At 65.1% G+C, this 26,093-nt stretch carries 25 protein-coding genes and 1 pseudogene; 19 read left to right on the top strand and 7 right to left on the bottom strand.

The window, feature by feature from the left end:
- Positions 1–3: 3 nt before the first annotated feature.
- The 7 genes from phbB (at position 4) to B2527_RS15055 (ending at position 7,895) form a co-directional block, all read left to right on the top strand.
- The gene (gene phbB, locus B2527_RS15085; RefSeq protein WP_293715323.1) at positions 4–744 is read left to right on the top strand and encodes an acetoacetyl-CoA reductase; all 741 of its coding nucleotides are present in this window, start codon (positions 4–6) and stop codon (positions 742–744) included.
- A gap of 233 nt (positions 745–977) precedes the next feature.
- Entirely contained in the window at positions 978–3,254 is a 2,277-nt protein-coding gene (locus B2527_RS15080; protein ID WP_293715320.1) for a TonB-dependent receptor, read from the top strand.
- A gap of 304 nt (positions 3,255–3,558) precedes the next feature.
- A complete protein-coding gene (locus B2527_RS15075; RefSeq protein ID WP_293715317.1) occupies positions 3,559–4,119 on the top strand; it encodes a nucleoside deaminase in 561 nt (186 codons plus the stop codon).
- Positions 4,120–4,276: 157 nt separating this feature from the next.
- Positions 4,277–5,332: a 23S rRNA (cytidine(2498)-2'-O)-methyltransferase RlmM gene (rlmM, locus tag B2527_RS15070; RefSeq protein ID WP_293715314.1), complete on the top strand. Its 1,056-nt coding sequence runs from the start codon at positions 4,277–4,279 to the stop codon at positions 5,330–5,332.
- A gap of 383 nt (positions 5,333–5,715) precedes the next feature.
- On the top strand, positions 5,716–6,621 hold the full coding sequence (locus tag B2527_RS15065) for an SMP-30/gluconolactonase/LRE family protein (RefSeq protein WP_414717108.1): 906 nt from the start codon (positions 5,716–5,718) through the stop codon (positions 6,619–6,621).
- A 63-nt stretch (positions 6,622–6,684) separates the two neighbouring features.
- On the top strand, positions 6,685–7,407 hold the full coding sequence (locus B2527_RS15060; protein WP_293715311.1) for a hypothetical protein: 723 nt from the start codon (positions 6,685–6,687) through the stop codon (positions 7,405–7,407).
- An 86-nt stretch (positions 7,408–7,493) separates the two neighbouring features.
- Positions 7,494–7,895 (top strand): EF-hand domain-containing protein, encoded by a 402-nt coding sequence (locus B2527_RS15055; protein WP_293715308.1) that lies wholly within the window; start codon positions 7,494–7,496, stop codon positions 7,893–7,895.
- 121 nt (positions 7,896–8,016) lie between these two features.
- Here B2527_RS15055 and B2527_RS15050 read toward each other — a convergent pair whose 3' ends face one another.
- Together B2527_RS15050 and ubiH are read right to left on the bottom strand one after the other, a co-directional pair.
- A complete protein-coding gene (locus B2527_RS15050; RefSeq protein WP_293715305.1) occupies positions 8,017–9,204 on the bottom strand; it encodes a UbiH/UbiF family hydroxylase in 1,188 nt (395 codons plus the stop codon).
- Positions 9,201–10,412, bottom strand: coding sequence for a 2-octaprenyl-6-methoxyphenyl hydroxylase (gene ubiH / locus B2527_RS15045; protein ID WP_293715302.1), 1,212 nt, complete (start codon positions 10,410–10,412; stop codon positions 9,201–9,203). The genes B2527_RS15050 and ubiH overlap by 4 nt, the downstream gene beginning before the upstream one ends.
- 114 nt (positions 10,413–10,526) lie before the next feature.
- Here ubiH and B2527_RS15040 point away from each other — a divergent pair, with 114 nt between their 5' ends.
- The 12 genes and pseudogenes from B2527_RS15040 to B2527_RS14985 all read left to right on the top strand — a co-directional run bounded on the left by B2527_RS15040 (position 10,527) and on the right by B2527_RS14985 (position 22,316).
- Complete coding sequence (locus B2527_RS15040) at positions 10,527–11,108, top strand: hypothetical protein (RefSeq protein WP_293715299.1); 582 nt, start codon at positions 10,527–10,529, stop codon at positions 11,106–11,108.
- A 14-nt stretch (positions 11,109–11,122) separates the two neighbouring features.
- A complete protein-coding gene (locus tag B2527_RS15035; protein WP_293715297.1) occupies positions 11,123–11,677 on the top strand; it encodes a cob(I)yrinic acid a,c-diamide adenosyltransferase in 555 nt (184 codons plus the stop codon).
- A gap of 57 nt (positions 11,678–11,734) precedes the next feature.
- Positions 11,735–12,658: a histone deacetylase family protein gene (locus B2527_RS15030; protein ID WP_293715294.1), complete on the top strand. Its 924-nt coding sequence runs from the start codon at positions 11,735–11,737 to the stop codon at positions 12,656–12,658.
- Between the two features lie 95 nt (positions 12,659–12,753).
- Complete coding sequence (gene lptD / locus B2527_RS15025; protein WP_293715291.1) at positions 12,754–15,129, top strand: LPS-assembly protein LptD; 2,376 nt, start codon at positions 12,754–12,756, stop codon at positions 15,127–15,129.
- Positions 15,126–16,487 (top strand): peptidylprolyl isomerase, encoded by a 1,362-nt coding sequence (locus tag B2527_RS15020; protein WP_293715288.1) that lies wholly within the window; start codon positions 15,126–15,128, stop codon positions 16,485–16,487. The genes lptD and B2527_RS15020 overlap by 4 nt, the downstream gene beginning before the upstream one ends.
- 3 nt (positions 16,488–16,490) lie before the next feature.
- On the top strand, positions 16,491–17,471 hold the full coding sequence (gene pdxA / locus B2527_RS15015; RefSeq protein ID WP_293715285.1) for a 4-hydroxythreonine-4-phosphate dehydrogenase PdxA: 981 nt from the start codon (positions 16,491–16,493) through the stop codon (positions 17,469–17,471).
- A complete protein-coding gene (gene rsmA / locus B2527_RS15010) occupies positions 17,468–18,274 on the top strand; it encodes a 16S rRNA (adenine(1518)-N(6)/adenine(1519)-N(6))-dimethyltransferase RsmA (RefSeq protein WP_293715282.1) in 807 nt (268 codons plus the stop codon). The genes pdxA and rsmA overlap by 4 nt, the downstream gene beginning before the upstream one ends.
- 48 nt (positions 18,275–18,322) lie before the next feature.
- Positions 18,323–18,706 carry a Co2+/Mg2+ efflux protein ApaG gene (apaG, locus tag B2527_RS15005; RefSeq protein ID WP_293715280.1) on the top strand — a complete coding sequence of 128 codons (384 nt, stop codon included), beginning with the start codon at positions 18,323–18,325 and terminating at the stop codon, positions 18,704–18,706.
- Positions 18,706–19,755 (top strand): symmetrical bis(5'-nucleosyl)-tetraphosphatase, encoded by a 1,050-nt coding sequence (locus B2527_RS15000; RefSeq protein WP_293715277.1) that lies wholly within the window; start codon positions 18,706–18,708, stop codon positions 19,753–19,755. Before apaG ends, B2527_RS15000 begins: the two co-directional genes overlap by 1 nt.
- A 26-nt stretch (positions 19,756–19,781) precedes the next feature.
- Complete coding sequence (locus B2527_RS14995; protein WP_293715366.1) at positions 19,782–20,408, top strand: DUF1287 domain-containing protein; 627 nt, start codon at positions 19,782–19,784, stop codon at positions 20,406–20,408.
- A 363-nt stretch (positions 20,409–20,771) separates the two neighbouring features.
- Positions 20,772–21,713: a fatty acid desaturase family protein gene (locus B2527_RS14990; RefSeq protein ID WP_293715275.1), complete on the top strand. Its 942-nt coding sequence runs from the start codon at positions 20,772–20,774 to the stop codon at positions 21,711–21,713.
- Positions 21,710–22,316 (top strand): annotated as a pseudogene (locus B2527_RS14985) (LysE/ArgO family amino acid transporter). Before B2527_RS14990 ends, B2527_RS14985 begins: the two are co-directional and overlap by 4 nt.
- A 36-nt stretch (positions 22,317–22,352) precedes the next feature.
- On the opposite strand, the gene B2527_RS14980 reads toward B2527_RS14985, so the two are convergent.
- From B2527_RS14980 to B2527_RS14960, 5 genes are all read right to left on the bottom strand, one after another.
- Positions 22,353–22,859 (bottom strand): dihydrofolate reductase, encoded by a 507-nt coding sequence (locus B2527_RS14980; protein WP_293715363.1) that lies wholly within the window; start codon positions 22,857–22,859, stop codon positions 22,353–22,355.
- A 74-nt stretch (positions 22,860–22,933) separates the two neighbouring features.
- Positions 22,934–23,728, bottom strand: a complete 795-nt coding sequence (locus tag B2527_RS14975) for a thymidylate synthase (protein ID WP_293715272.1) — start codon at positions 23,726–23,728, stop codon at positions 22,934–22,936.
- Positions 23,725–24,630 (bottom strand): prolipoprotein diacylglyceryl transferase, encoded by a 906-nt coding sequence (gene lgt, locus B2527_RS14970; RefSeq protein ID WP_293715269.1) that lies wholly within the window; start codon positions 24,628–24,630, stop codon positions 23,725–23,727. Before lgt ends, B2527_RS14975 begins: the two co-directional genes overlap by 4 nt.
- A 63-nt stretch (positions 24,631–24,693) precedes the next feature.
- Positions 24,694–25,185, bottom strand: coding sequence for a TPM domain-containing protein (locus B2527_RS14965; RefSeq protein ID WP_293715266.1), 492 nt, complete (start codon positions 25,183–25,185; stop codon positions 24,694–24,696).
- Positions 25,185–26,084, bottom strand: a complete 900-nt coding sequence (locus B2527_RS14960) for a TPM domain-containing protein (protein WP_293715263.1) — start codon at positions 26,082–26,084, stop codon at positions 25,185–25,187. Before B2527_RS14960 ends, B2527_RS14965 begins: the two co-directional genes overlap by 1 nt.
- Positions 26,085–26,093 lie beyond the last annotated feature (9 nt).

The following is a 26,093-nucleotide window of genomic DNA, read 5'->3' as shown; positions in this document are numbered from 1 at the left end:
ACAATGACGCTACGTATCGCTTACGTCACCAGTGGCATGGGCAGTGTCGGCACTGCCATCTGCCAGACCCTTGCCCGCGCAGGCCACACCGTGGTCGCAGGCTGCGCGCCGGATTCGCCGCGCAAGGCCAACTGGATCCGCGAACAACGCGAGCTCGGTTTCGACTTCATCACCTCCGAAGGCAATGCCGCCGACTGGAACTCCACCGCCGCTGCGTTCGCCAAGGTGCGCGCGGAAGTGGGCGAAGTCGACGTACTGGTCAACAACTCCGGCGGCAGCCGTGACATGTTGTTCCGGCAGATGAGCAGCGAGGACTGGAACGCGGTGATCGCCTCCAACCTCAACACCTTGTTCAACCTGAGCAAGCAGGTTGTCGATGGCATGACCAACCAGAACTGGGGCCGCATCATCAACATCGGCTCGGTCAGTGCGCAGAAGGGCCAGATCGGCCAGGTCAACTACGCAACCGCCAAGGCCGCGATGCACGGCTTCAGCCGTGCGCTGGCCGCGGAAGTCGCAGCGCGCGGCGTCACCGTCAACACCATTTCGCCCGGCTATATCGCCAGCCAGGCGATCAGCAGCTTCCCGCCGGATGTGCTCGATCGGCTTGCGGCCTCAGTGCCGATCCGCCGCCTTGGCAAGCCCGAGGAAGTGGCCTCTCTGTGCGCATGGCTTGCCAGCGATGATGCGGCGTATGTGACCGGCGCTGATTATCCGGTCAACGGTGGCCTCTACATGGGTTGATGTAGCGGTCCATGGATGCAACAACGAACGCCGCGCATTGTCGCGGCGTTTTCTTTGCGCCCACCGTCACCATGCCCGCAATGAACAGTCGATTCGAGCCGGGTCAAACGGGAATCACGTCACCAATACTGTGCAAAGCAACGTAATTGGATGCCACCGTAAACGGGGTTTAACAAAGCACCGACACCCTTCCGTTACCGGCGCGCGCCGGCCCTCCCACGGAACGGTAGACCATGATTTCCAAACGCCTCAGCCTCGCCATCACGCTTGCCCTGTGCACCAGCCACGCCTACGCCGAAGCAGACTCCGCCGACAGCGCCTCCGCGCAGACGCTGGACACCATCTCGGTGATCGGCCAGGGCCAGACCCGCCAGGTGCAACGCATCGGTGAAGTCGACAAGCAGGTGTTGCCGCCGGGCAGCAGCGGCCAGAAGATTCTTGATCGCCTGCCCGGTGTCTCCGTGCAGTCCAACGACGCCTTCGGAGCCAACGAAGAATCGCAGACCATCAGCCTGCGCGGCTTCGACAAGACACGCCTGGGCTATACGCTTGATGGCATCCCGCTCGGCGACAACAGCTATGGCAACTACAACGGCCTGAGCATCGCCCGCGCCATCATCGCCGAGAACCTGGGCGGCGCCGAGTTGTCACAGGGCATCGGCTCGCTGGGCGTGGCCTCGACCAGCAACCTCGGCGGTGCCATCCAGTACTTCTCGCAGGACCCGTCCACCGTATTCGGTGGCCGCGCCAGTGTCACCGTTGGCGATGACAACCAGCGCCGTGGCTATCTGCGCGTGGATACCGGCGATCTGAATGGCTTCTCTGCCTATGTCTCCGGCGTGCATCAGGATGCCGACATGTGGGCCGCACCGCACCAGAACCAGACCACCCGCCAGTTCAATGCCAAGGCGGTGTGGAACGTGGGTGATCACCGTTTCGGCGCCTTCGTTGCCACCTCGCGGGCAAGCCAGCCCAACTACGCCTATCTGTCCAAGAGCATGCTGCAGCGTGGACTGGGCTACGACTGGAACATCTATGCGCCGGATTGGGACCGCGCCGTCGCCGCGGCGTACTGCGCGCCAGCGACCTTCGACGCCACGCGATGCGCCTTCACTGGCGGCGTCAACAGCATCGACGATGCCTATTACCAGAGCCGTGCGCTGCGTGATGACAATCTGTACTCGCTCGATGCCAGCCTGCATCTGGGTGAGGAACTCAACCTCAAGCTGCTTGCCTACCACCATGACAACCGTGGCCAGGGCCACTGGTGGGCACCGGGCCAGCCCTCGTATCCGGGCACCGACCGCATGCTGCCGATTTCCATCCGCAGCACCAACTACACCATCGACCGCGAGGGCCTGACCGCTGCACTGTCGTGGAACGTCGGCATCCATGAACTGGAGGCCGGCCTGTGGTTCGAGCAGAACGACCACAACGTCGAGCGCAACTTCTATTACATCGACGGCCCGTTCCTCGACGACACCTACCTCAAGAATCCGGACCGCCGCCTGTTTGATCAGGATTTCGACATCCGCACGCGCCAGTTCTACGTGCAGGACCGCATGCGCTTCCTCGACCAGCGCCTGACGGTGGATATCGGCATCAAGAGCCCGAATACCCGCATGCGCGCGACGGCCAAACCCGGCACCGAGCAGAAGCTCGCGTCGGGCACGCTGACCGCCAAGGAGTCGCTGCTGCCGCAGCTGGGGCTGGGCTTCAAGCTCAATGCAAACAATGAGCTGTTCGCCTCGTATGCCGAGAACATCGCCGCCTTCGTCGGTGGTGGCAGCGGCGGCCCGCTGCAGGTTTCGCCGGAGTCGTTTGGCGCCAGTGCCGGCCTGGAACCGGAGAAGTCCAAGACCTTCGAAGCCGGTTTCCGTACGTTCGGCAGCAAGTACCAGGCCTCGTTGGCCGCGTATCACGTGATGTTCGACAACCGCCTGCTCTCGCTCAATCCCTGCACCAGCATTGAAGTGGGCACGCGACCGGAGTGCATCACCCGCTTCATCAACGTTGGCTCGGTGAAGAGCCAGGGCGCGGAACTGACCTTCATCCTCAAGCCGACACAGGGCCTGCAGTGGTACAACGCGCTGTCCTGGAACAAGACCACCTACGAGAACGACTACCTCTCCGGCGGTGCGATCGTGCCGGTGGCCGGCAAGATCACCGTCGACACCCCGCAACGCATGGCCTCCAGCGAATTGAGCTGGAACCGTGATGGTTGGTTCGCGAGCCTGCGCGGCAAGTACACCGGCAAGCGCTACTACACCTATACCAATGACCAGTCGGTACCGGGCGTAACCACCTTCGACGCCGGCGGCGGTTACAGCTTCGGCCCCGGCCTGGGCCTGCAGAATGTGAAGGTCTCCTTGAACGTCACCAACCTGACCAACAAGCGCTACGCCGGGCAGCTCAGCTCGTTCGCCCCGACCGATCCCGCAGGCACCCGCTATTCCATCCACGCCAGCGCGCCGCGGCAGATTTTCATGACCGTAGGCGCGGAATTTTAAGCCTTTTAAGCCCCTTCCCTTTGGCGCAGCCAAAGGGAACTAAACCCCCTCCCTTTGGCCGAAGGCCAAGGGGAGGGTTGGGGAGGGGGGCTTTTCGCGTCATCCGCAAACCCCAAAGCAAAAGCCGACCCCTCCCCAACCCTCCCCTTCGCTACGCGAAAGGGAGGGGGCTTAGTGCGGCTCCGCTCCAGTTCCGCGCGCGCGGCTGATCCCCACACCTGAACAAGCCCCACCCGCAAACCCGCCCCAGCCCCCCAGTCCGCTAAACTGACCGCCGTTTTTTGCCACAACACCGGTCATCATCATGCTGCACGCCCAGGTTCACCTCACCCTCCCCGTCTGGATTCACGACGCCGTCGACTGCGACCGCGCCTATACCAGCGATGCGGACAAGGTGGCGCTGGCCATCGCGCTGTCGCGGCTGAACGTTGAACACGCCAGTGGCGGCCCGTTTGGTGCGGTGGTATTCGGCCCCGACCACAAGGTGATCGCCGCCGCGGTAAATCGCGTGGTGCCGCATGCCACCTCGTTGGCACACGCCGAAAACATGGCCTATATGCTGGCCCAGCAGAAGCTCAACACCCCGCGCTTGAACGCGCTGCTGTCGCCGATCACCCTGGCCACCTCCTCGCAGCCCTGCTGCCAGTGCTATGGCGCCACCGTCTGGGCCGGCATCGACCGCCTGTTGATCGGCGCCAGCGCCGCCGACGTGGAAGAACTGACCCCGTTCGACGAAGGCCCGCTGCCCACCGATTGGGCTGGTGAGCTGAACAAGCGCGGCATCGAGGTCGTGCAAGGCATCAACCGCGACGACGCACGCGCCGTGCTGCACAGCTACGGCAAGAACGACGGCGCCCGCTACTGACCTGAAGCCCCTCTCCCACCGGGAGAGGGGTTGGGGTGAGGGTCCGGCAGTTTTCATGCAGTCTGCTACCGGAGCATCACCTACCCTCATCCGCCCTGCGGGCACCTTCTCCCGGCGGGAGAAGGAGAGGCCCACCCGCTCCACACCAAGGATTTCCATGACCGGCCTGCTCTGCTATTGCCGCCAAGGCTTTGAACCGGAACTGGCCGGCGAACTGAACGAACGTGCAGGCCATGCCGGCATTTCCGGTTACGCGCGTACCCAGCGCAACGATGGCTACGTGATGTTCGTCACCGACGAGGTCGAAGCGCTGGACCAGCGCCTGCCCTGGCGCGAGTTGATCTTCGCCCGCCAGAAACTGCGGGTACTGGCTGAACTGCCGCAGCTCGATGCCAGCGACCGCATCACCCCGATCATCGCCGCGCTGGAAGGCCAGCAGCGCTTTGGCGACCTGTGGGTGGAACACCCCGATTCGGACGCCGGCAAGCCGCTGGCCGGGCTGGCGCGCGCCTTCGGCAATGCCCTGCGGCCGGCCCTGCGCAAGGCCGGCCTGCTCACCGACAAGCCCAACGGCAAGCTGCCGCGGCTGCATGTGGTGTTTGTCGATGGTACGCACGCATTTGTATGCGTGGCCGATACCCGCGACAGCGCGCCGTGGTTGCTGGGCATTCCGCGGCTGAAGCTGCTGCCGGACGCCCCCTCGCGTTCGGCCCTGAAGCTGGAAGAAGCCTTCATGACCCTGCTCACGCCGGAAGAACGTGAGGCACTGGTGGTGCCGGGCATGCGCGCGGCGGACCTGGGTGCCGCACCCGGCGGCTGGACCTGGGTGCTGACCCGCCAGCACCTGCATGTGAGCAGCATCGACAACGGCCCACTGCGCCAGCACGTGCTGGATACCGGTCTGGTCGAACACCTGCGTGCCGATGGCTTCCATTGGCAGCCGGAAACGCCGCTGGATTGGATGGTCTGCGACATGGTCGAACAGCCGCGCCGCGTGGCCGAACGCATGGCCACCTGGCTGCGCGAGGGCTGGTGCAAGCACGCCATCTTCAATCTGAAGCTGCCGATGAAGAAGCGCTGGGACGAGACGCGCCTTTGCCTGGAGCTGTTCGCCGACAAGGCCGGCAAACCACTGACCATCCGCGCCAAGCAGCTGTATCACGACCGCGAGGAAATCACGGTGTTCGTGACTCCGCGGTCCAAAGGCTTGTGATTGAAGCCCCTCTCCTGCGAAGCGGGAGAGGGGTTGGGGTGAGGGCAGCTTCTGCCTCGAGATTCCCTGTAGTGCCGAGCCATGCTCGGCATGGGCATTACCGGTAAAGCCTCTGCCGAGCATGGCTCGGCACTACAGTTCATTGTGCCGGTAAAGCCTCTGCCGAGCATGGCTCGGCACTACAATTCATTGTTCCGGCAAAGCCCCTGCCGAGCATGGCTCGGCACTACCGATCATTGTTCCGGTAAAGCCTCTGCCGAGCATGGCTCGGCACTACCTGCGCCGTTGCCAAAGTTGCCCAAGCAACCACACTGCGCTTCCTTCCAAGCCTCTGGCACACTCGCGCTTCCACCAACACGGAAGTCACCGCCATCGCCCGCCAGATCACCCGCGCCCGCATCGCTGCCCTCGCGCTCATCACCCTGAGCAGCACTGCTTTGGCCGCCGACACCTTCATCGCCCGCGACCACGTCAGCGATGGCACCTTCACCAGTGGCATCGAAGGCCCGGCGACCGGCCCGGATGGCGCGCTGTACGTGGTCAACATCGGCAAGGACGGCACCATCGGCCGCGTTGATGACACCGGCAAGGCAACGCTGTTCCTCACCCTGCCCGAAGGCAGCATCGGCAACGGCATCCGCTTCGGCAGTGATGGCACGATGTATATCGCCGACTACCCGCGTCACAACATCCTGCGCGTGGCACCCGGCTCAACCAGCGTCAACGTGTTCGCCCACCTGCCCGATGCGCACCAGCCCAACGACATCGCCCTGGCTCCGGACGGCACGCTGTATGCCAGCGACCCCAACTGGGCAAAGGTCGATGACGGCCAGCTGTGGCGCATCGACCGCGATGGCAGTGTGCACCTGCTCGAAACCGGCATGGGCACCACCAATGGCATCGAGGTCAGCCCGGACGGCCAGCGCCTGTACGTCAACGAAAGCGTTCAACGCAATGTCTGGGTCTACGACCGCGCCGCCGACGGCAGCATCAGCAACAAGCGCCTGCTGATCCGCTTCGAGGACCATGGCATGGACGGCATGCGCTGCGATGCCGACGGCAATCTCTATATCGCCCGTTACGACGCCGGTGTGGTTGCGGTGGTCTCGCCGGAAGGCAAGCTGCTGCGTGAGGTGCCACTCAAGGGCCGCAAACCCACCAATGTCGCCTTCGGTGGCAGCGATGGCCGCCAGGTCTTCGTCACCCTGCAGGACCGTGGCGCGGTGGAAACTTTCCAGGCAGACCGTCCCGGCCGTGAATACGGCTTGCAACCCTCAGCCAAACCCTGAGAGCGCCAGTCTCAGCTGCTGCAATCCATATCAGGCATGCTGTAGGCCATGGGAGGAACCGCAATGCACAGCATCGAACTGAAGGACCCGGCCGGTTTCGGCAACGAGTTTCTGCGGCTGACCCTGATGCAGGGCTTCCAGTCGCTGACCAAGCGCGACCTGGAACTGCTGATCTTCGTACTGCTCGAGCGCGACGGCGCCATCAACCGCAGCAACTCCAATGCAGCGGTCGCCCTGCAGTTGCGGGTCACCCCGGCCAAGGTCAAGGGCCTGCGTCGCGATGGTTATGCACGCTGGCGTGCGCTGGTGCCGGAGGAAGGCGACGCCGCCCTGCAGCGCATCGTCGCCGCGGTGTTGACCGAGGCCAATCTGCGTTCCGGGGCAAAACACGTCAGCGAACGCAGTCGCAAGGAAGGCTTCCTCGCCATCCGCATCGAACACCCCGACGATGCCCAACGCTTCGAGCAGGCCATCCTCGATGTCGGCGCAATCCCGGTTTACGAACGCAACCGCGAAGTGGTGGCAGTGCGTTTCGACACCCTGCTCAACATCGCCGAACGCTGGAACTACCTGCAGCCCGATCCGCAGGCCACGCTCGATGCGCTGAAAAAGCTGGCCCCGGCCTCGGAAGAAGTCGCCGACCTGCTGAAGAAGGACCTCACCCAACTGCGCTGGGTCGACCTGCGGCGTGCGCTCAACAGCCTGGGCGCCAAGGCCATCAGCTCAACCGCCGAAGGTGGTTTGAAGGGGCTGTTGAAGCTGGTGTTCCCCTTTATTCCGGGCTGACGATTCGCCTGTTCAGCCTACGCGCACTACCATCGCAGGTATCCGCTCACCTGGGCGGACCTGCTTCCATCTGGATGAGTCATGCCATGCTCGCGTTTCGTTACTCCCTGCCCCTGGTCATTGTCGGCCTGTTCCCCTTCGCCGTCCCCGCACAGACGGTGCAGCGACCTGCACCGGCGGTGAGCGTGCCACTGAGCGATACACCGGTGAACGTACGCGAGCAATCGCTGTCCACTGGCAAGGTCACCCATTCCACGCAGATCCAGATGCCGGCCGGCCAGGCGCAGGTCACCGTCCGCTCGATCCAGCCCGACAGCGTAGTCGGCAATTACCGCATCGATTTCGACGCGATGGATGTGGATGGCGATGGTTTCATCAGCCGCGAGGAAGCGCAGGCCAATCCTGCGCTGGCCGATGAATTCAATGCCCTGGATACAGCGCGTCGCGGCAAGCTGTCGCGTGAGCAGTTGGCCGGCTGGCTGCGGTGAAGCTTCACCCGTAGTGCCGAGCCATGCTCGGCATGGGGCGTTACCGGTAAAACCCTTGCCGAGCATGGCTCGGCACTACACTGGCATTGCTGGTAAAGCCCCTGCCGAGCATGCCTCGGCACTACCTTGCCCACAGGCCGGAGGCGCGCTTCCAGAACAACGACATCAGTGGCGGCATCTTGCCCGCCAGGCCCAATAGCGCGCCACGTGCCAGGGTCAGGTGCATCTCGTCATTGGAGAACACCTTGTTGATCGCCTCGAAGCTGTAAGCGGCCACCGTGTTCTCGCTGCGCCGGGTACGCGCCCAGCGCTGCAGGCGGTGCGGCGAACTCCAGTCCTGCCGACGCTGCCTGGCTTCGCGCACAAGATCACGCAGGCCGGCGACATCACGCAGCCCCAGGTTCACGCCCTGCCCGGCCAGTGGATGCACCACGTGCGCGGCATCGCCCAGGGTCAGCACACGCCCAGCCACATACGCGCTGGCCAACTGCCGGCGCAGCGGGAATGCCGCGCGCGCCGAAACCAAACGCATCTCACCCAAACGCCCGGCAAAGGCATTGGTCAGCTCGCGATTGAAGCTGTCCTCATCCAGGGCGAGCACCCGTTCGGCTTCGGCATCCGGCAAGGTCCAGACAATGGAGCTGCGGTGGCGGTCGAACGGCAGCACCGCCAGGGGCCCGGTGTCGAGGAAACGCTGCCAGGCGGTGTCCTCGTTCGGCAGCGCGCTATCCACGTAGGCAACCACGCCGCGCTGGCCATAGTCGTGGCGGCTGACCTCCAACCCTGCCAGCGTGCGCAGGGTGGATTCGGCGCCATCGGCGGCTATCGCGATCGAGGCCTCGACCCGACGGCCATCGTCCAGGCGCAGGCGCACGCCCTGCGCATCCTGCTCCATCGCCTCCACCCGTGCCGGGCAATACAACTGCACACCCGCCGCCGGCAACGCCGCCCACAAGCGATCCACCAGCAGGCCGTTCTCGACGATCCAGCCCAGTTCGCGGCGGCCCAGGGTGTCGGCATCGAAGGTCAGGTCACCGCCACCGGCGGCGTCCCAGACCCGCATGCGCCGATAGGCACGGGCGCGGGTCTGGTCCACCTGCTTCCACACCCCCAGCGATTCCAGCAGGGCGGCATTGTCAGCCGCGAAGGCGAACACGCGCAGGTCCGGCTTCAGCGCTGACCATGGCGGCGGCTCGCGGCCTTCCACCAAGGCCACCTGCAGGCCCTCCTGGGCCAGCGCCAGCGCACAGGCCGCGCCGACCACGCCGCCGCCCACGATCACCGCATCCCATTGTCCGCGCCGGCTCATCGCACTTCGCTCCTGCACAATTCGGGCACCTGGCCACGGAAGCCCATCGCCCCTCCCACCAGGAAGGACTGCACTGCCGACGCCTGCGCCGCCGCGACCAGGCCCAGGCTGCGCAGCGGCCGCATCAGCGCTGCCTCGTTGCTGGTCAGGCGCGCCAGGCCGTCGGAGAAGGCCAGGGTCTGCTCACGGTCGGGGCCACGGCGGGCCACATAGGCCTGCAACAGCGCATCGCTGCCCGGGTCCTGCGCGCCGTCCTCGATCAATTCGGCCAGGGTCAGCGCGTCGCGCAGCCCCAGGTTGAAGCCCTGCGCGCCCAAGGGGTGGATGGTCTGCGCGGCATTGCCCAGCAACAGCGCGCGCTCGCCCACCAGTTGCTGCGCCAGCACCTGGATCAGCGGGTAGGCGCTGCGCGGGCCGCTTTCCAGCAGGCGCCCGGCGCGCCAGCCCACCGCATCCTGCAACCGTGCCAGCCATTCCGCATCGTCCAGTGCCATCACCGCGTCGGCCTCGTCGCGGGCCACGCCGTGGACTACACCGTAATGGCGATCGCCGCGCGGCAGCAGCGCGGTCGGGCCGGTATCGGTGAAGCGTTCGTAGGCAGTGCCGTCCGGCGCCTTGGCCGCGCGCAGCCGGGCCACGAACAGGGTCTGCTCGTAATCGTGTTCGCTGACCGCGATGCCCAGCGCCTGCCGCACCGCGCTGCGGGTGCCGTCGGCCCCCACCACCAGCCGCGCCTGCAGCTGCTGCTCGCCAGACGCATCGTCGATGACCAGTTGGCGACGGCCATCGCTGCTGCCCCCCAGGCCAAGGAAGCGCGCCGGGCGGTAGCGGGTCAGGTGCTGCAGTTCGCCCAGCCGGGCTTCCAGCGCGGCACCAAAGTCGCGCGCCACCACCACCTGGCCGAAGGCTTCGCGGCCATAGTCGCTGGCCTGCATCACCACCCGGCCGAAATCGCCGGCGCGGCTGACATGGATGCGGCGGATCGGGCCACCCGGATTGGCCAGCTTCTGCATTACGCCCAGCGCGGTCAGGGCGTTGACCGTAGCTGCAGCAAAGCTGAGGTTGCGCTGGTCGAACACCGCCGGCATGGTGCCGGCCGGGGTCGCCTCGACCAGGCCAACGTCCAGTCCCAGCCGGTCCAGTGCGATGGCCAGGCTGGCGCCGACCAGCCCGCCACCAACGATCACTACGTCATGGTTCTTGCTCATGGCCCAATGATACGGGGGATCACCGGCACGGCTACGCCCGTATTGCCGCAGCGCAACCGCCGGTTCACCCCCACTACGGCTAGAATGGCCGTCTGATTAACGGAAACCGACACCATGACCGCCAACGTCCAACGCGCCATCATCCTGTCCCTGCTCGTGCTGCTGATGGCCGGCACCCGCCTCAACCACTTCGCACCGGTGCCGGATGCGTCCTGGGCGGTGTTCTTCATCGGTGGTTTCTACCTGCGCAACTGGACCCGCTGGGCCTTCCCCTTGCTGATGGGTCTGGCCGTGGTGGTTGACTGGGTGGTGATCTCCAACCAGGGCATGAGCTTCTGGCAGCACTACTGTGTCTCGGCCGCCTACTGGATGTTGATCCCGGCCTATTTCGCGATGTGGGCGGGCGGCATGCTGCTGCGTCGTTACTACACCGGCGCCAGCCTCAAGTCGCTGGGCCTGCTGGCCGCCAGCGTGATCGGTTCTGTCGCTCTGTGCCACCTGATCGCCCAGGGCAGCTTCTATTGGATCAGCGCCTCGGTGGCTGAACCGAGCGTTGCCGGCTGGGCCAAGAACTACAGCGACTGGCTGCTGCCCTACATGCAGACCGCAGCCATGTACGTCGGTGCCGCCGCAGTGGTGCAGGTAGTCGTCGAGGCCACCAGCAAGCAGCCGGCCGCCGGCCGCGTTGCCCACTGAGGGCGCGCCAGGCAATGGGTAACCGCCTCTCAAAGATCTACACCCGCACCGGTGACGATGGCAGCACCGGCCTGGGCGATGGCAGCCGCACCGGCAAGGATTCGCTGCGGGTCAACGCCTACGGCACCGTCGACGAGGCCAATTCGGCCATCGGCGTGCTGCTGGCGGTGGAGCTGCCACAGGACGTGCGCGATCTGCTGACCACCATCCAGCACCAGCTGTTCGACCTGGGCGGCGAGCTGTGCATCCCCGGCCATGCCGCCATCCACGCCGCCGACATCGACGCGCTGGAGCAGCACCTGGACCGCTACAACGACGACCTGCCGCCGCTGAAGGATTTCATCCTGCCGGCCGGCGGCGAAGGCGCCGCACGCTGCCATCTGGCACGCACCATCGTCCGTCGCGCCGAGCGTGAGACGGTCGCGCTGGCACGGGTCGAAGACATCCGCGCCGAGGCCGTGCGTTACCTGAACCGCCTGTCCGACCTGCTGTTCGTGCTGTCCCGCGTACTTGCCAGGGCCGGTGGCCATGGCGAAGTACTGTGGAACCACGAACGCCGTCACGGCTGATCCTCCCCTTTCATACGACGCCGCGCACCGCGCGGCGTCGCCGGTTACAGTGCGGCCATGCTGGTATTCACCCACCCCGCCTGCCTTGAACATGACCCCGGTATCGACCACCCCGAGTCGCCCGAGCGTCTGCACGCCGTCATTTCCGCCCTGCGCGCCGAATTCCCGGACCAGTTGGAATGGCGCAATCCACCGCCGGCCAAACTCGGCGAGTTGGCGCGGGTACATAGCCGCGAGCTGATCGACGCCATGCTGCAGGCGCAGACCGCGCCGCTGCGGCGCATCGACCTGGACACCTTCACCTCCCCCGGCTCGGCCAGCGCGGCCCTGCACGCGGCCGGTGCCGGCGTGGCGGCGGTGGATGCGGTGATGCTGGAAGAAGACAACAAGCATGTGTTCTGCGCGGTGCGGCCGCCCGGTCACCACGCCACCGCCGATACTGCGATGGGCTTCTGCCTGTTCAACAACATCGCCGTGGCTGCGGCTTACGCCCGTGACAAATATGGCCTGGAGCGGGTGGCCATCGTCGATTTCGACGTCCACCATGGCAACGGCACCCAGGCCATCTTTGAAACCGACCCGAAGGTTGCCTACTACAGCACCCACCAGTCCGGCCTGTTCCCGTTCTCGGGCAATATGCGCGAACGCGGGGTCGGCAACATCTGCAACATCCTGCTGCCGCCGGGCAGTGGCGGCTTCCGCTTCCGCAATACCTGGGCCGACGAGATGCTGCCGCAGATCGAGACATTCCGGCCGCAGCTGCTGTTCATTTCGGCCGGCTTCGACGCCCATATGCGCGACCCGCAGGCTGACCTGATGGTGGAAACCGAGGATTTCGGCTGGTTGACCACCGAGCTGGTCACGCTGGCCGAGCGCCACGGCAGCGGCCGGGTGGTGTCAATGCTGGAGGGCGGCTACGACCTGCAGGCCCTGCGCGAATGCAGCGTGGCCCATGTCCAGGCACTGCTCGCAACCGGCTGACGGATGAACCCCGCCCCGCTCCTTGCGGGCGTCTTCATTGCCCCCATGCAGGTGATGCGGCAAGCTAGCGGCCGTTTTCACTGAATCCGAACCGCGTGCGACGAGCCCTCCGCCTGCTGCCTCTTCCCTTGGGTATTGCCATCTGCCTGCCGGCGTGGGCGGGCGAAAAGCCGGTGAACTGGGGCCTGTGCCCGGTTTCCGACTCCCTGCCCGCCTTTGATGAAGCCCCGCCGCCGGACCCCAAGGCCACCACCCCGCGTGAGCAGCTCCCGACCGAGGTCGAGGGCAACGAGCTCAGCGGCACCAGCACCGTGCCGCAGTACCAGGGCAATGTGATCCTCAAGCGCGGTGACCAGTTCATGGGCACCGACAACCTGCGCATCGACACCGAGACTGGCAATTACATCGCCGAGGGCAACGTCCGCTATTCGGATTCCTCGATCCGGGTGGTGGCCGAACGGGCCGAGGGCAACCAGGAAACCGATTCGCACAAGATCAGCAACATCCGCTACCAGCTGGTGTCCAAGCGCGGCAATGGCGGCGCCGACTCGATCGACCTGCAGGGCTCGGTCGGTCAGATGCACCATTCCACCTACACCACCTGCGATCCCTCGCAGCCGCTGTGGAAGCTGATCGCCCCGCAGATCGAGGTGGACAACGAGGAAGGTTTCGGCACTGCCCGCAATGCGGTGCTGCGGATCGGCAAGGTGCCGGTGCTGTATGCGCCCTACTTCAAGTTCCCCATCGACGACCGCCGCCAGACCGGTCTGCTGTATCCCAAGCTGAGCCTGTCCGGGCGCAACGGCTTCGACTATGGCCAGCCGATCTACTTCAATCTGGCACCGAATTTCGACGATACCCTGACCCCGCGCTACATGAGCAAGCGCGGCCTGATGCTGGAGAACGAATTCCGCTACCTGTACGGCAGCGGCCGCGGCGAGCTCAGCACCAGCTACCTGCCCAACGATTCGCTGCGCGACAAGGACCGCGGACAGGTCAGGTACCTCGGCCACCACAATCTGAACAAGAATTGGCAGGCCCGCGGCAACATCGCCTGGGTCAGTGACGAGCGCTATGTGGAGGACTTCTCCAGCCGGCTGCTGGGCATTGCCGCCTCCAACATCAAGAGCACGGCCGGGCTGTATGGTACCGGCCGCAGCTGGACGGCCGGCATCATGGCCGACCACGCCCAGCTCAGCGACTATACGTTGACCGAAAGAGCCCTGCCTTACAACCGCGAGCCGCGCCTGTTCGCCACCTGGGAGGAGGACTTCGGCCGCTGGTTCGAGGCTGGCGTTTCTGCCGATGTGGTGCGTTTCACCCATGACGACGTGCACGGCAAGGTGATCGATGCCGACGGGGAGTATGTCCGCGACGGTACGGTCACCGAAATGCCAGGCGGCTCGCGCCTGGACATCAAACCCTACATTTCCATGCCACTGGGAGGCGCCTCCTGGTACATCACGCCGACCCTGGCTTGGCGCTATACCGCGTATCAACTGGACAGCAAGCTGGCCGACACGCTGGGCGGCGACCGCACCCCCACCCGCAGTCTTCCGATCACCACCATCGATGCCGGCCTGTTCTTTGATCGCGATACCAGCATCAAGGGCAAGTCCTACCTGCAGACCCTGGAACCGCGCGTGTTTTATCTGAACACGCCGTACCGCGACCAGTCCGGTCTGCCGCTGTTCGACACCCGTGCTTTCACCTTCAGCTGGGGCCAGCTGTTCCGCGACTCGCGCTACACCGGTGCGGACCGCCAGAACGACGCCAACCAGCTGACCACGGCACTGACCACGCGCCTGATCCGGCAGGAAGACGGCCGCGAAAAGCTGTCGGCCAGCCTCGGCCAGATCACCTATTTCGAAGACTCGCTGGTCAGCCTCAACAAGAATGAAGCACCGGTGGAGCAAGGCAAGTCCGCCTGGGTGGCCGACGTCAACTGGGCCATTACCGACCGTTGGACGCTGGGTTCCACTTACCAATGGAATCCCAAGTACCGCAAGGAGGACCTGGCCACCATCCGCGCCCGCTACCTGATGCCGCAGGATGGCGTGGTCAATCTGGCCTACCGTTACCGGCGCAATCCGAGCAACGGCCGCGACCAGCTTGAGCAGGCCGATCTGTCCTTCCTGTACCCGATCAATCCGCGCTGGAGCGTGGTGGGCCGCTACTACTACTCGATCATGGACCGCAAACCACTGGAAATCATCGGTGGTGTGCAGTGGGACAGCTGCTGCCTGACCGTGCGCGCGCTGGCCCGCCGCTATGTGCGCAACCGCGACGGCGACCTGAACAACTCCTTCCAGGTCGAGTTCGAACTCAAGGGCCTGAGCTCCTTCGGCCAGGACACGGACCGCACCTTGCGCCGTGCTATTCTCGGCTACAACCGCGACGACCTGTACCTCGTTCCCCCGAGCAATATCGAGGCGAACGAAGACGACTACGATCCCAACCTGATTCCATGACCAAGACCCTTCCCGCTGTCCTCGCCACCCTGCTGGCGTTTTCCGCTGCTGCCACCCCGGCCTTTGCCCAGCAGAGCCAGCCGCTGGACCGCATCGCCGCCATCGTCGATGAGGACGTGATCCTGCAGAGCGAGCTGGAGCGCGCGGTCAACAACATCAAGGCCCAGTACGCCGGTCGTGAAGGCCAGCTGCCGCCGCAGTCCGTGCTGGAGCGGCAGGTGCTCGAGCGCCTGGTGCTGGTCAAGCTGCAGGTCGCCCGCGCCGACGGCAGCGGCATCCGCGTCAGCGACGAAGAACTCAACCACGCCATCGGCAGCATTGCCCAGCAAAACGGTACCAATGTCGATGGCCTGCGCCAGCGCCTGGCCCAGGACGGCATTGGTTTCTCCGACTTCCGCAACTCGGTGCGCGAGGAAATCATCACCCAGCGCCTGCGCCAGAGCTTTGCGCAGAGCCGCATCAGCGTCAGCGAAGGCGAGGTTGACGCCGCCTTGGCCCAGCAGAGCAGTGGCGGCGCCCAGTACCACCTGGCGCATATCCTGATTGCACTGCCCGATGGCGCAAGCGCCGAGCAGATCGCCACGGGCCAGAGCAAGGTGGATGGCGTCAAGGGCTTGCTGGACAAGGGCGAGCTGGACTTCGCCGCGGCCGCCGTCCGTTACTCGGACAGCCCCAATGCGCTGGAAGGTGGCGACCTGGGCTGGCGCAGCGCCGACGAAATTCCCAACGCGTTCTCCAACCAGATCAAGGCCATGAAGGCGGGCGACGTGCTCGGCCCGATCCGTGGCCCGAGCGGCTTCCAGTTGCTCAAGCTGGTGGAAGTACGTGACGCCGGTGCCGGTGACGGCGATGGCCAGAAGGTCACCGAATACCACGCCCGCCACATCCTGGTACGCATCACCGACGAGGTGGACGAAGCGGCGGCCAAGGCCAAGATCGACACCCTGCGTGCACGCATCGCCGGCGGCGCCGACTTCCAGACCGTGGCCAAGGAGTCGTCCGACGACGCCAACAGCCGTGGCCAGGGCGGTGACCTGGGCTGGTTCCCGGCCGACGCCTTCGGCCCGGACTTCGGCAAGCAGGTCGAAAGCCTCGCCGACAACGGTGTGGGCACCCCGTTCCGCACCGATGCCGGCTGGCATATCGTGCAGCGCGTGGGCAGCCGCCAGACCGACGTCAGCGACAACAACAAGCGCGCCCAGATCCGTGAGCAGATCGGCCGCCGCAAGCTGGACGACGAGTACAACCGCTTCCTGCAGGAGCTGCGCGGCGAAGCCTATGTCAGCTTCCGCAGCGGCGACCGTGCCGAGGGCAATGCCGATACGGCAACCACGCCCGCAGAACCCGCCAAGCCCTGACCGATGATTTCCCAGCTCGCTCTGGTCCCGGGCGAGCCCTCCGGGATCGGCCCGGAACTTTGCATCCGCCTTGCCCAACAGCCGCGCAGTGACTGCCGGCTGTTGGCGTTTGCGGACCCGGATACCCTGCAGGCCGCAGCCCGCGCGCTGAACCTTCCATTGCAGTTGCTGCCCGAACACGCCGACGCCCAGCGCCCCGGCGACCTGCGCCTGCGTGAAGTCCGCAACGCCACCCCCTCGCAGTTCGGCCAGGCCAACCCGCGCAATGCCCGCGCGGTGATCGACGCCCTGCTCGGCGCCGGCCAAGCCTGCCTGGACGGCAGCCTCGACGGCGTGGTCACCGGCCCGGTGCACAAGGCGGTGATCAACCAGGGCGGCATCGCCTACAGCGGCACCACCGAGCTGCTGGCCCAACAGGCCGGCGTGGAAGTGGTGATGATGCTGGCCAACGACATCGTGCGCGTAGCCCTGGCCACCACCCACCTGCCGCTGCGCGACGTCGCCGACGCCATCAGCGCCGACAGCCTGGGCAAGGTCATCCGTACCACCCACGCCGCCCTGCGCCGCGACTTCGGCCTGTCCGCACCGCGCATCGCCGTGCTCGGCCTGAACCCGCATGCCGGCGAAGACGGTCACCTGGGCCGCGAGGAGCTGGACCTGATCATCCCGCTCCTGGAACAGCTGCGTGCCGAAGGCATGCAACTGATCGGCCCGCTACCGGCCGATACCGCCTTCCTGCCGGCCAAGCTGACCGGTTTCGACACGGTGCTGGCGATGTACCACGACCAGGGCCTGCCGGTGCTCAAGTACAGCGGCTTCGAGCAGGCCACCAACATCACCCTGGGCCTGCCCTACCCGCGCGTGGCGGTTGACCATGGCACCGCCCTGGACCTCGCCGGCAAGGGCGTGGCCGATCCCTCCAGCCTGTTTGCCGCCACCGAGCTGTGCGCCCGGCTGGCTGCACAACGTAAAATCACCGCATGAATTCAGATCATTCCCCGCGCAGCGGCTTCACTGCCCCGGCCAAGAAACAGCTGGGCCAGCACTTCCTGGCGGACAAGTATTACGTCGAGAAGATCGTCATGGCGGTCAACCCGAAGGACGGCGACCGCCTGGTCGAGATCGGCCCGGGCCAGGGCGCGATCACCTTCCCGCTGCTGCGCCGCCACCCCAGGCTGACCGTCATCGAGTTCGACCGTGACCTGATCGTGCCCTTGACCGAGGCCGCCGCGCCGCTGGGCGAGCTGACCATCGTCCATAGCGACGTGCTGCGGGTGGATTTCACCGAGCTGGCTGCAGGTGAAAAGATCCGCTTGGTCGGCAACCTGCCCTACAACATTTCCTCGCCCATCCTGTTCCATGCACTGGACCATGCCGCGGCGATCTCGGACATGACCTTCATGCTGCAGAAGGAAGTGGTCGACCGCATGGCGGCCGGCCCCGGCAGCAAGGTCTACGGCCGCCTGAGCGTGATGCTGCAGGCCTGGTGCGAAGTGACGTCGCTGTTCGTGGTGCCGCCGGGTGCGTTCCGGCCGCCGCCGAAGGTGGATTCGGCAGTTGCCCGGCTGGTGCCGCGCGACCCTGCCAGCGTGGGCATCGATGATCCCAAACGCTTTGCCGAGGTGGTCAAGGCCGCCTTCGGCCAGCGCCGTAAAACCCTGCGCAACGCACTCAATGGCGTCATTGATCAGACGCAGTTCGAGGCCGCGGGGGTGCGCAGCGATGCCCGTGCCGAGCAGCTGGACGTGGCCGATTTCATCCGCCTGGCCAACGTACCGCACACCTGAGCGCGCATCCGCGCGCCCCGCTCACCTGCTTTTGCTTACACTCCCCCCATGGAAGACACCCGCCACTATGCGATCGAGATCGAGGTCTCGCCTCGGTTCATCGACGACCAGTCGGCCCCTGAAGACGGCCGCTTTGCGTTCGCCTACACGATCCGCATCCACAACCGTGGCACCGTCCCGGCCCGCCTGATCAGCCGCCATTGGCGCATCACCGACGGCGAAGGCCGGGTCGAGCACGTCGATGGTGAGGGCGTGGTCGGCGAGCAACCGCGGTTGCGCCCCGGCGAAGAGTTCCGCTACACCTCCGGGGTGATGCTGGGCACCGAGCACGGCACCATGCAGGGTCACTACGACATGCTCGCCGACGACGGCACCGAGTTCGCCGCGCCCATCGCGCCCTTCGTGCTCACCATTCCCAGGACGCTGCACTGATGGCCACCTGGGCAATCGGCGACCTGCAGGGCTGTTACGACGTCACCCAGCGCCTGCTGGAGAAGATCAACTTCGACCCCGCGGCGGACAAGCTGTGGTTTGCCGGCGATCTGGTCAACCGTGGCGGGCAGTCGCTGGAAACCCTGCGGCTGGTGCATTCGCTGCGCGAGCACAGCGTCATCGTGCTCGGCAACCACGACCTGTCACTGCTGGCCATCGGTGCCCGCAGCGAGGAGGAGCAGCGCAAGGTCAACCCCGACCTGCAGCGCATCGTGCTGGCCGAGGACCGCGACGTGTTGCTGGACTGGTTGCGCCTGCAGAAACTGGCCCACGTGGACCGCGAGCTGGGCTGGATGATGTTCCATGCCGGTTTGGCACCGAAGTGGACCGTTGCGCTGGCCGAAAAACATGCCCGCGAGGTGGAGCAGCAGCTGCACGGCAATGGCTACCGCAAGCTGTTCCGCAACATGTACGGCGACAAGCCGGCATGGTCGCCGGGCCTGAGCGGCTATGACCGTTCGCGCGCCATCATCAACATCTTCACCCGCATGCGTTACTGCACCCCCAGCGGGCGCATCGGCATGGACGACAAGGGCACCCCGGGCACCCAGCCGCAAGGCATGTACCCGTGGTTCGAAGTGCCGGGGCGGGTCGAACGCGAACTGAAGATGGTCTGCGGCCATTGGTCGGCGCTGGGCCTGACCATCACCCAGGGCGTGCATGCCATCGATACCGGTGCGGTCTGGGGTGGCAAGCTCACCGCGTTGCAGCTGGACAGCGAAGACCTGCGCGTCGTGCAGGTGCCGGGCCGTGACGTGCCAGCACCGGTGCCGGGCCAGCACCCGCCGCGCAAGCCGCGCGTGGAAGCCAAGCCGGAAGCCAAGCCCGAGGCCAAATCCGAAACGCGCAGCGAAACGCCCCGCCCCGAGCGCAGCGGTGAACAGCGCCGCCGGCCGCGCCGCCAGCGTCCGCGTGGGCGCAACGGCAATGGCAACAACAACGGCAGCAACAGCACCCCTACGCCGGACAACAACGGCACGACTGCATGAGGCCTTGGCCATCAGCGTTGGTGCTGATGGTCATCGCAGTGCTTGCCGGCTGTCGTCCGCAGACGGATGACACGCAGACCAGCCCGCCGTCGCAGGCAGCAACCGAATCCACGCCTGCTGCAACTTCGCCCCCGCTGGTGGCAGCTGCACGGGCGCAGATCGGGGTCACCACCCGCTACGATCCGGCCTATTTCTCACTCAGCTATCCCGGCGGCGACCCGCCAGCGGATCGTGGCGTCTGCACCGACGTGGTGATCCGCGCCCTGCGCACGCAAGGTGTTGACCTGCAGCAGCGCATCAATGACGACATGCGCGCTGATTTCGCTGCCTATCCTCGGTTGTGGGGGCTATCGCGACCGGATCGGAACATCGATCACCGCCGCGTGCCCAACCAGATGCGCTGGTTCCAGCGCCAGGGCTGGCAACTGCCAATCAGCGCACTTGCCAATGACTATGCTGCCGGTGACATCGTGGCGTGGCGACTCAACGGAAGTGGCCTGCTGCACGTGGGCATCGTCTCGGATCGACGATTGGGCGATGGCACCCCACTGGTCCTGCACAACATTGCGCAGGGCACGCAGGAGCAGGATCTGCTGTTCCGGCACACGATCATCGGGCACTACCGCATGCAGCAGGCAGTTTCTGCCCGCTAGGCGGCGCTGTCCCTCGTCGCGCCAACCGGTGCCCGTTGGCACCATCCCGGAGAGTTGACCACTTGCATACCCGGGCAAAGCGACAACAGCCCGTACGTTCCTTGGCGCGGTGATCCGGCGCATCGCGCTCAACAAGCGCCACAGGAAAACGATCAGAACTTTCCGCCTAACCTTATGGTTGCCCACCTACCCGCCTGCACGGCATTCAATGACTCGCTCATAAGAATTGCCTCGCCGATGCTGTTGCTTCACACACGGCGAAACTCGGCCTCCTTGCCTGCATGACCTGGACCAGGATCCACGGCATCGGCACAGGAAAGCACCCGTCGGAAGCGCGATCCTCAGAGAGAAGGTGGCTGGATGATGAAGAACGACCCCACGAAGGAAATCCGGAAAAAGTACGCACCCGTGTTTCGCCCACTCACGCGAAAAGGGCCAGTGCAGGCCGGAATCACATTGGGCGTCTACCTGTTCCTGATCATCATCAGCATCGTCGCGGGCGCCCTTTCATTGCATGCATCCACACCGCTTACACATATCACCACCGTCGTACTCTCGATCTTCATCGCAACCCGCCTCAGAGGCATCAACAACATCGTGCATGAGTGCAGCCATGCCTCATTCACGCATTCAAGAAGATGGAACGCCATCTATGGCTGCGTGGCGGCCGCCATCCTGATGAAGTCGTTCCGGACGTATCGACTTGAACACCGCACGCATCACGCCCATCTGGGCCAGTACAAGCAAGACCTGGACTTCCGCAACATCGAGGACTACCGCCTTGAAGATCAGATGACAACCAGGACCTTCTTCCGCCACGCGATCACACCGCTGCTTGGCTTGCACCTGCGCAGATACCTGCAATTCGATCTGTCACTGAATGACGGCTTCCGCTATGCCGCGTTGAAAGCCGCGATTCTCTACGCCGCAGCCTTCTTTGCATTCAACTCACTCACAGCGGCCCTGGCTTTCGTCATCATTCCATTCGTCTGGATCCATCCGGCCCTGAACTACTGGACCGATTGCATCGACCATGGCGGCCTGCTCGGCAACAAAGACGAAATATGGCGCTCAAGAAACGTCAGGGTCCCACTGCTGCCCAGGCTCATGTTCTTCCCGAGGAACGACGCCTACCACCTGGTCCACCCTCTTTTCCCGGGAGTGCCGGTGGAGCATCTTGGGCGCTTCCATAACCTGTTGATGCAGGACAACGTCTATCGGGCGAATCACCGACGCATCAAGGCCCCCTTTGAACAAGCGCAGACACCGGCTGACCGCGACGCCGATCAGAGCCCCGCTCCATGAATGCGCTGCTATCCGGATTTCTTCTTGGTCTCAGCCTGATCGCGGCAATCGGCGCCCAGAACGCATTCGTGCTGCGACAGGGCCTGCAAAAAAGACACGTCTTTGCGGTCAGCCTTGCGTGCTCGCTATCCGATGCCGTCCTTATTTTCTGGCGTCATCGGATTCGGCGCCGTCATCAGCAAGGCGCCGTGGATAGCCGCGACCATGAGCCTGCTTGGGTGGGCATTCCTTGCCATCTACGCATGCAGGAGCTTCTATTCGGCATTCCGCCATGAGGCATCCCTCAACCCCGCGGAAACAAGTCCACCTGGCCTGAAAGCAACGCTTCTCACCTGCCTGGCCTTTACCTGGCTCAACCCACATGTCTATCTCGACACCGTGGTTTTACTGGGAACCATCTCCGCCAACTACGGCGCTGAGCGCTTCCATTTCGGCGCGGGTGCGATCACGGCCTCGTTCGTATTCTTTTTCGCTCTGGGCTACGGCGCGCGCCTGCTGGCCCCCGTATTCGCCAACCCGCGCGCATGGCGCATTCTGGATTTCCTGATTGGCCTGGTGATGGGGGCTTTGGCTTTAAAGCTGTTGCTCGGCGCTCTGCCATAGACCGGCCACCGCAACAGCAGGCGATCACGCTGCCCTTCAAACGCGTACGTAGTGGACGAACCGGAACGCAAACGCATGCCGCTCATCAGCGGCATGCGCCTGGCTCTCCACTTCCCGCCACACCGCAGGATCAACCTCCGGGAAGTGCGTATCGGCAACCACCACGGCATCCACCCAGGTCAGGTGCAGGTCGGTGGCCTGATCCAGCAACAGCCGATAGATCTCACCACCACCAATCACGCACAACTCCTCAGCGCCCTCGCCCGCAGCAATCGCCCACGCCTCCTCCAGCGACGCCACCGCACGCATGCCGGCAAATGGCACCTGCCCACTACGCGTCAGCACCAGATTGGTACGGCCCGGCAACGCGCGCCCCAATGACTGCGCGGTCTTGCGCCCCATCAGGATCGGCTTGCCGAGCGTCAGTGCCTTGAAGTGCTTGAAATCATCGGGCAGGTGCCAGGGCATCGCATTGTCGTGGCCGATGCTCCGATTGCGGTCCAGCGCGGCGATCAGTGATAGACGGGGTTGGGGATTCGGGATTCGGGATGCAAGCGCTCCTGCATTCTGCCCCTGCGAATCCCACTCATCCCCAATTTCCAGTCCCGACCCCGCACTCATACCGCCACCGGCGCCTTGATGGCAGGGTGCGGGTCGTAGCCGTCGATGCGGATGTCATCAAACTGGAAGCCGAACAGGTCGGTCACGTCCGGATTCAACCACAGCTTGGGCAGCGCGCGCGGTTCGCGCGACAGCTGCTCGCGTGCCTGCTCGTAGTGGTTGGAATAGATGTGCGCATCGCCCAGCGTGTGCACAAAATCGCCGACGCCCAGTCCGGTCGCCTGCGCCACCATATGCGTCAGCAAGGCATAGCTGGCGATGTTGAACGGCACGCCGAGGAAGATGTCACCGCTGCGCTGGTACAACTGGCAGCTGAGCTTGCCGTCCACCACGTAGAACTGGAACAGGTTGTGGCAGGGCATCAGCGCCATCTGCGACAGCTCGCCCACGTTCCAGGCGCTGACCACCAGCCGGCGCGAATCCGGGTTGCGCTTGATCTCGTCCACCAGCCATTGCATCTGGTCGATCTCGCGGCCATCGGCGGTGGCCCAGCTGCGCCACTGCTTGCCGTAGACCGGGCCGAGGTCGCCATTGGCATCGGCCCACTCGTCCCAGATATTGACCTTGTTGTCCTTCAGGTAGCCGATATTGGTATCGCCCTTCAGGAACCACAGCAGCTCGTGGATGATCGAGCGCAGGTGCAGCTTCTTGGTGGTGACCAGCGGGAAGCCCTGGTTCAGGTCGAAGCGCATCTGCCAGCCAAACACGCTGCGCGTGCCGGTTCCGGTGCGGTCGGACTTCTCGGTGCCGTGCTCCATCACATGCTGTAGCAGATCCAGATATTGCTTCATGCCTTCTCTTCCAATGGGAGTACCGGCTGCAACACCGGCGCGCGCCGCGACATGGCCAGCAATTCCAGGCCCAGCACGATCAACGGCAGGCTGAGGATCTGGCCGCGGGTCAGCCAATCGAACGCCACATACACGCCGTTGTCCGGCATGCGCACGAACTCGACCAGGAAACGGAAGCTGCCGTACATCAAGGCGAACAGGCCCGACACCGCGTAACGCGGGCGTGGCTTCATCGAGTAGAACCACAACACCAGGAACATCACCAGGCCCTCAAGCAGCGCTTCGTACAGCTGCGAGGGGTGGCGTGCGTACTGATTGAGCAGGCCGGCAGCGTAGTCCTGCTGGATCTGCGTAGCCGACAGCAGCTGCTGCATGCTGGGCAGGCCCGCGGGAATGTCCTTCAACGGCGCATGCGGAAAAATCACCCCCCAACCGGCATGGGTGAACTTGCCGAACAGCTCGCCACCGATGAAGTTGCCCAACCGCCCCAGGCCCAGACCCAGCGGCACCAATGGCGCGACAAAATCGATGGTGTCGAAGAAATGCAGCTTGTGCTTGCGGGTCCACCACCAGCCGGCGATCAGCACGCCCAGCAGGCCACCGTGGAAGCTCATGCCGCCTTCCCACACCCGCAGCAGGATCAGTGGGTTGTGCAGGAACTCAGCGGTGGCATAGAACAGCATGTAGCCGATGCGGCCACCCAATACGACGCCCAGCATGGCGTAGAACAACAGGTCGGAGAACCCGTTCATGCCCACGCCCGGCAGGCGCCCGGCGAGGATGCGGCTGCGGCCCAACCACCAGGCGGCGGCAAAACCCAGCAGGTACATGATGCCGTACCAGTGCACCTTGATCGGCCCCAGCGAGAAGGCGATGGGGTCGATGTCGTGGAGATAGATCATGTAGACACTGCCAAACGAACGATCTCCTATTCTCGGGGCAGGGTCCCCGCCCCACAAGCCGGTTCAACCAAGCAGTTGCGGCCGGTCCGGCAGTTCATTGCGGCTGCGGCCCGCCGGATCGGGCGCAAACCGCGCCGCCAGCAGGTCGGACACCTCGTTCACGGCCGCCAGCACAGCCGCTTCGTGGCCGCGTTCGTTCAGCTGCTGGCGCAGGTGCTCGCAGACCAACTGCCACTGCGCCTCGTCCACCTGGGCGCGAAGCCCGCGGTCGGCAACGATCTCGATGGCATGGTCGGCCAACAAGAGGTAAATCAGCACCCCATTGTTGGCCTGCGTGTCCCAGGTGCGCAGCACGGCGAAAGCATGTTCAGCGCGTTGGCGGGCGTTGATCCCCTGCCACAGCAGGGTCAGCGACAGGTCTGACTCGACCGCGAACATCACCTGCCCACTGTGCCGCTTTTCCCCGTCAGCAATGGCCTGGGCTATCCGGTCCAGACTGGCCGGCGGGAATGCGGCCTGCGCTGCAGGCGCGAACAGATGGCGCAACCACCGCATCACCAACTCCCCGAGGCGCCACCGCCTCCTGACCGTCCGCCGCCACCGCCCCAGCCACCACCACCGCCGCCGAAGCCGCCGCCTCCAAAACCCCCGCCGCCAAAGCCGCCGCCGCCCCAGCCGCCGCCACGGGCAAAACCGCCCGGGGAGGCCTTGCCCAAGGACAGGAAAAAGGCCACCAATGCGGCGATACCCCCGCCGAGCACCGACAACAGCAGCCAACCGGCGGCACCGGCGATCAGCCCGGCCGCCAAACCACGGACCGGGCGCGGCAGCTTGGACAGCAGCATGCGCATGAAGGTGGATGCAAATGCGCCGATCAGGATGGCGAAGAAGAAAATCGAGTCGCCGCTGCCGCCGCTGCCATTGGCGCGATTGCTGCTGACCGGCGCCGGCAGCGCTTCGCCATCGATGACCTTGACCAGCATCGCGCTGGCCGCAGTGATGCCACCGGCATAGTCGCCCTGGCGGAAATGCGGCACCAGGTATTCCTGGATCACCCGGTTGGCGATGGCATCGGGAATGGCACCTTCCAGCCCATAACCCGGCTCGATCCGTACCCGCCGGTCGTCCTTGGCAACCAGCAGCAACACACCGTCATCCACGCCCTTGCGGCCAATCGCCCACTGGTCGAAAACGCGGGTGCTGTACTGGGCGATGTCTTCCGGTTGGGTGGTCGGCACCACCAGCACCTGCAACTGCGCGCCCTTGCGCTGCTGCAGGGCCAGCGCCTGCTGTTCCAGGGCCTGCTTCTGCGCCGCATCCAGGGTGCCGGTGGTATCGACCACCGGCGAATCCAGCGGCGGGATCGGCGCCAGTTGCTGGGCCAGCAGCGGCCCTGCCCAGCCCAGGCCGAGCAGGCAGAGCAACAGGCCCAGCCGCTGCAGCAACGCGCTCATCGCGCCCGG

The sequence above is a fragment of the Stenotrophomonas sp. UBA7606 genome, from assembly GCF_002477705.1.
Lineage (GTDB): Bacteria > Pseudomonadota > Gammaproteobacteria > Xanthomonadales > Xanthomonadaceae > Stenotrophomonas.
The sequence above is the reverse complement of the archived record's forward strand: the minus strand, read 5'-3'. Positions and strand labels throughout refer to the sequence as shown.

Bases quoted from the DNA above. Each gene is read 5' to 3' on its own strand.
- phbB (WP_293715323.1), top strand. From the start codon at position 4: ATGACGCTACGTATCGCTTACGTCACCAGTGGCATGGGCAGTGTCGGC.
- B2527_RS15080 (WP_293715320.1), top strand. From the start codon at position 978: ATGATTTCCAAACGCCTCAGCCTCGCCATCACGCTTGCCCTGTGCACC.
- B2527_RS15075 (WP_293715317.1), top strand. From the start codon at position 3,559: ATGCTGCACGCCCAGGTTCACCTCACCCTCCCCGTCTGGATTCACGAC.
- rlmM (WP_293715314.1), top strand. From the start codon at position 4,277: ATGACCGGCCTGCTCTGCTATTGCCGCCAAGGCTTTGAACCGGAACTG.
- B2527_RS15060 (WP_293715311.1), top strand. From the start codon at position 6,685: ATGCACAGCATCGAACTGAAGGACCCGGCCGGTTTCGGCAACGAGTTT.
- B2527_RS15055 (WP_293715308.1), top strand. From the start codon at position 7,494: ATGCTCGCGTTTCGTTACTCCCTGCCCCTGGTCATTGTCGGCCTGTTC.
- B2527_RS15050 (WP_293715305.1), bottom strand. From the start codon at position 9,204: ATGAGCCGGCGCGGACAATGGGATGCGGTGATCGTGGGCGGCGGCGTG.
- ubiH (WP_293715302.1), bottom strand. From the start codon at position 10,412: ATGAGCAAGAACCATGACGTAGTGATCGTTGGTGGCGGGCTGGTCGGC.
- B2527_RS15040 (WP_293715299.1), top strand. From the start codon at position 10,527: ATGACCGCCAACGTCCAACGCGCCATCATCCTGTCCCTGCTCGTGCTG.
- B2527_RS15035 (WP_293715297.1), top strand. From the start codon at position 11,123: ATGGGTAACCGCCTCTCAAAGATCTACACCCGCACCGGTGACGATGGC.
- B2527_RS15030 (WP_293715294.1), top strand. From the start codon at position 11,735: ATGCTGGTATTCACCCACCCCGCCTGCCTTGAACATGACCCCGGTATC.
- B2527_RS15020 (WP_293715288.1), top strand. From the start codon at position 15,126: ATGACCAAGACCCTTCCCGCTGTCCTCGCCACCCTGCTGGCGTTTTCC.
- pdxA (WP_293715285.1), top strand. From the start codon at position 16,491: ATGATTTCCCAGCTCGCTCTGGTCCCGGGCGAGCCCTCCGGGATCGGC.
- rsmA (WP_293715282.1), top strand. From the start codon at position 17,468: ATGAATTCAGATCATTCCCCGCGCAGCGGCTTCACTGCCCCGGCCAAG.
- apaG (WP_293715280.1), top strand. From the start codon at position 18,323: ATGGAAGACACCCGCCACTATGCGATCGAGATCGAGGTCTCGCCTCGG.
- B2527_RS15000 (WP_293715277.1), top strand. From the start codon at position 18,706: ATGGCCACCTGGGCAATCGGCGACCTGCAGGGCTGTTACGACGTCACC.
- B2527_RS14995 (WP_293715366.1), top strand. From the start codon at position 19,782: ATGGTCATCGCAGTGCTTGCCGGCTGTCGTCCGCAGACGGATGACACG.
- B2527_RS14990 (WP_293715275.1), top strand. From the start codon at position 20,772: ATGAAGAACGACCCCACGAAGGAAATCCGGAAAAAGTACGCACCCGTG.
- B2527_RS14975 (WP_293715272.1), bottom strand. From the start codon at position 23,728: ATGAAGCAATATCTGGATCTGCTACAGCATGTGATGGAGCACGGCACC.
- lgt (WP_293715269.1), bottom strand. From the start codon at position 24,630: ATGATCTATCTCCACGACATCGACCCCATCGCCTTCTCGCTGGGGCCG.
- B2527_RS14965 (WP_293715266.1), bottom strand. From the start codon at position 25,185: ATGCGGTGGTTGCGCCATCTGTTCGCGCCTGCAGCGCAGGCCGCATTC.
- B2527_RS14960 (WP_293715263.1), bottom strand. From the start codon at position 26,084: ATGAGCGCGTTGCTGCAGCGGCTGGGCCTGTTGCTCTGCCTGCTCGGC.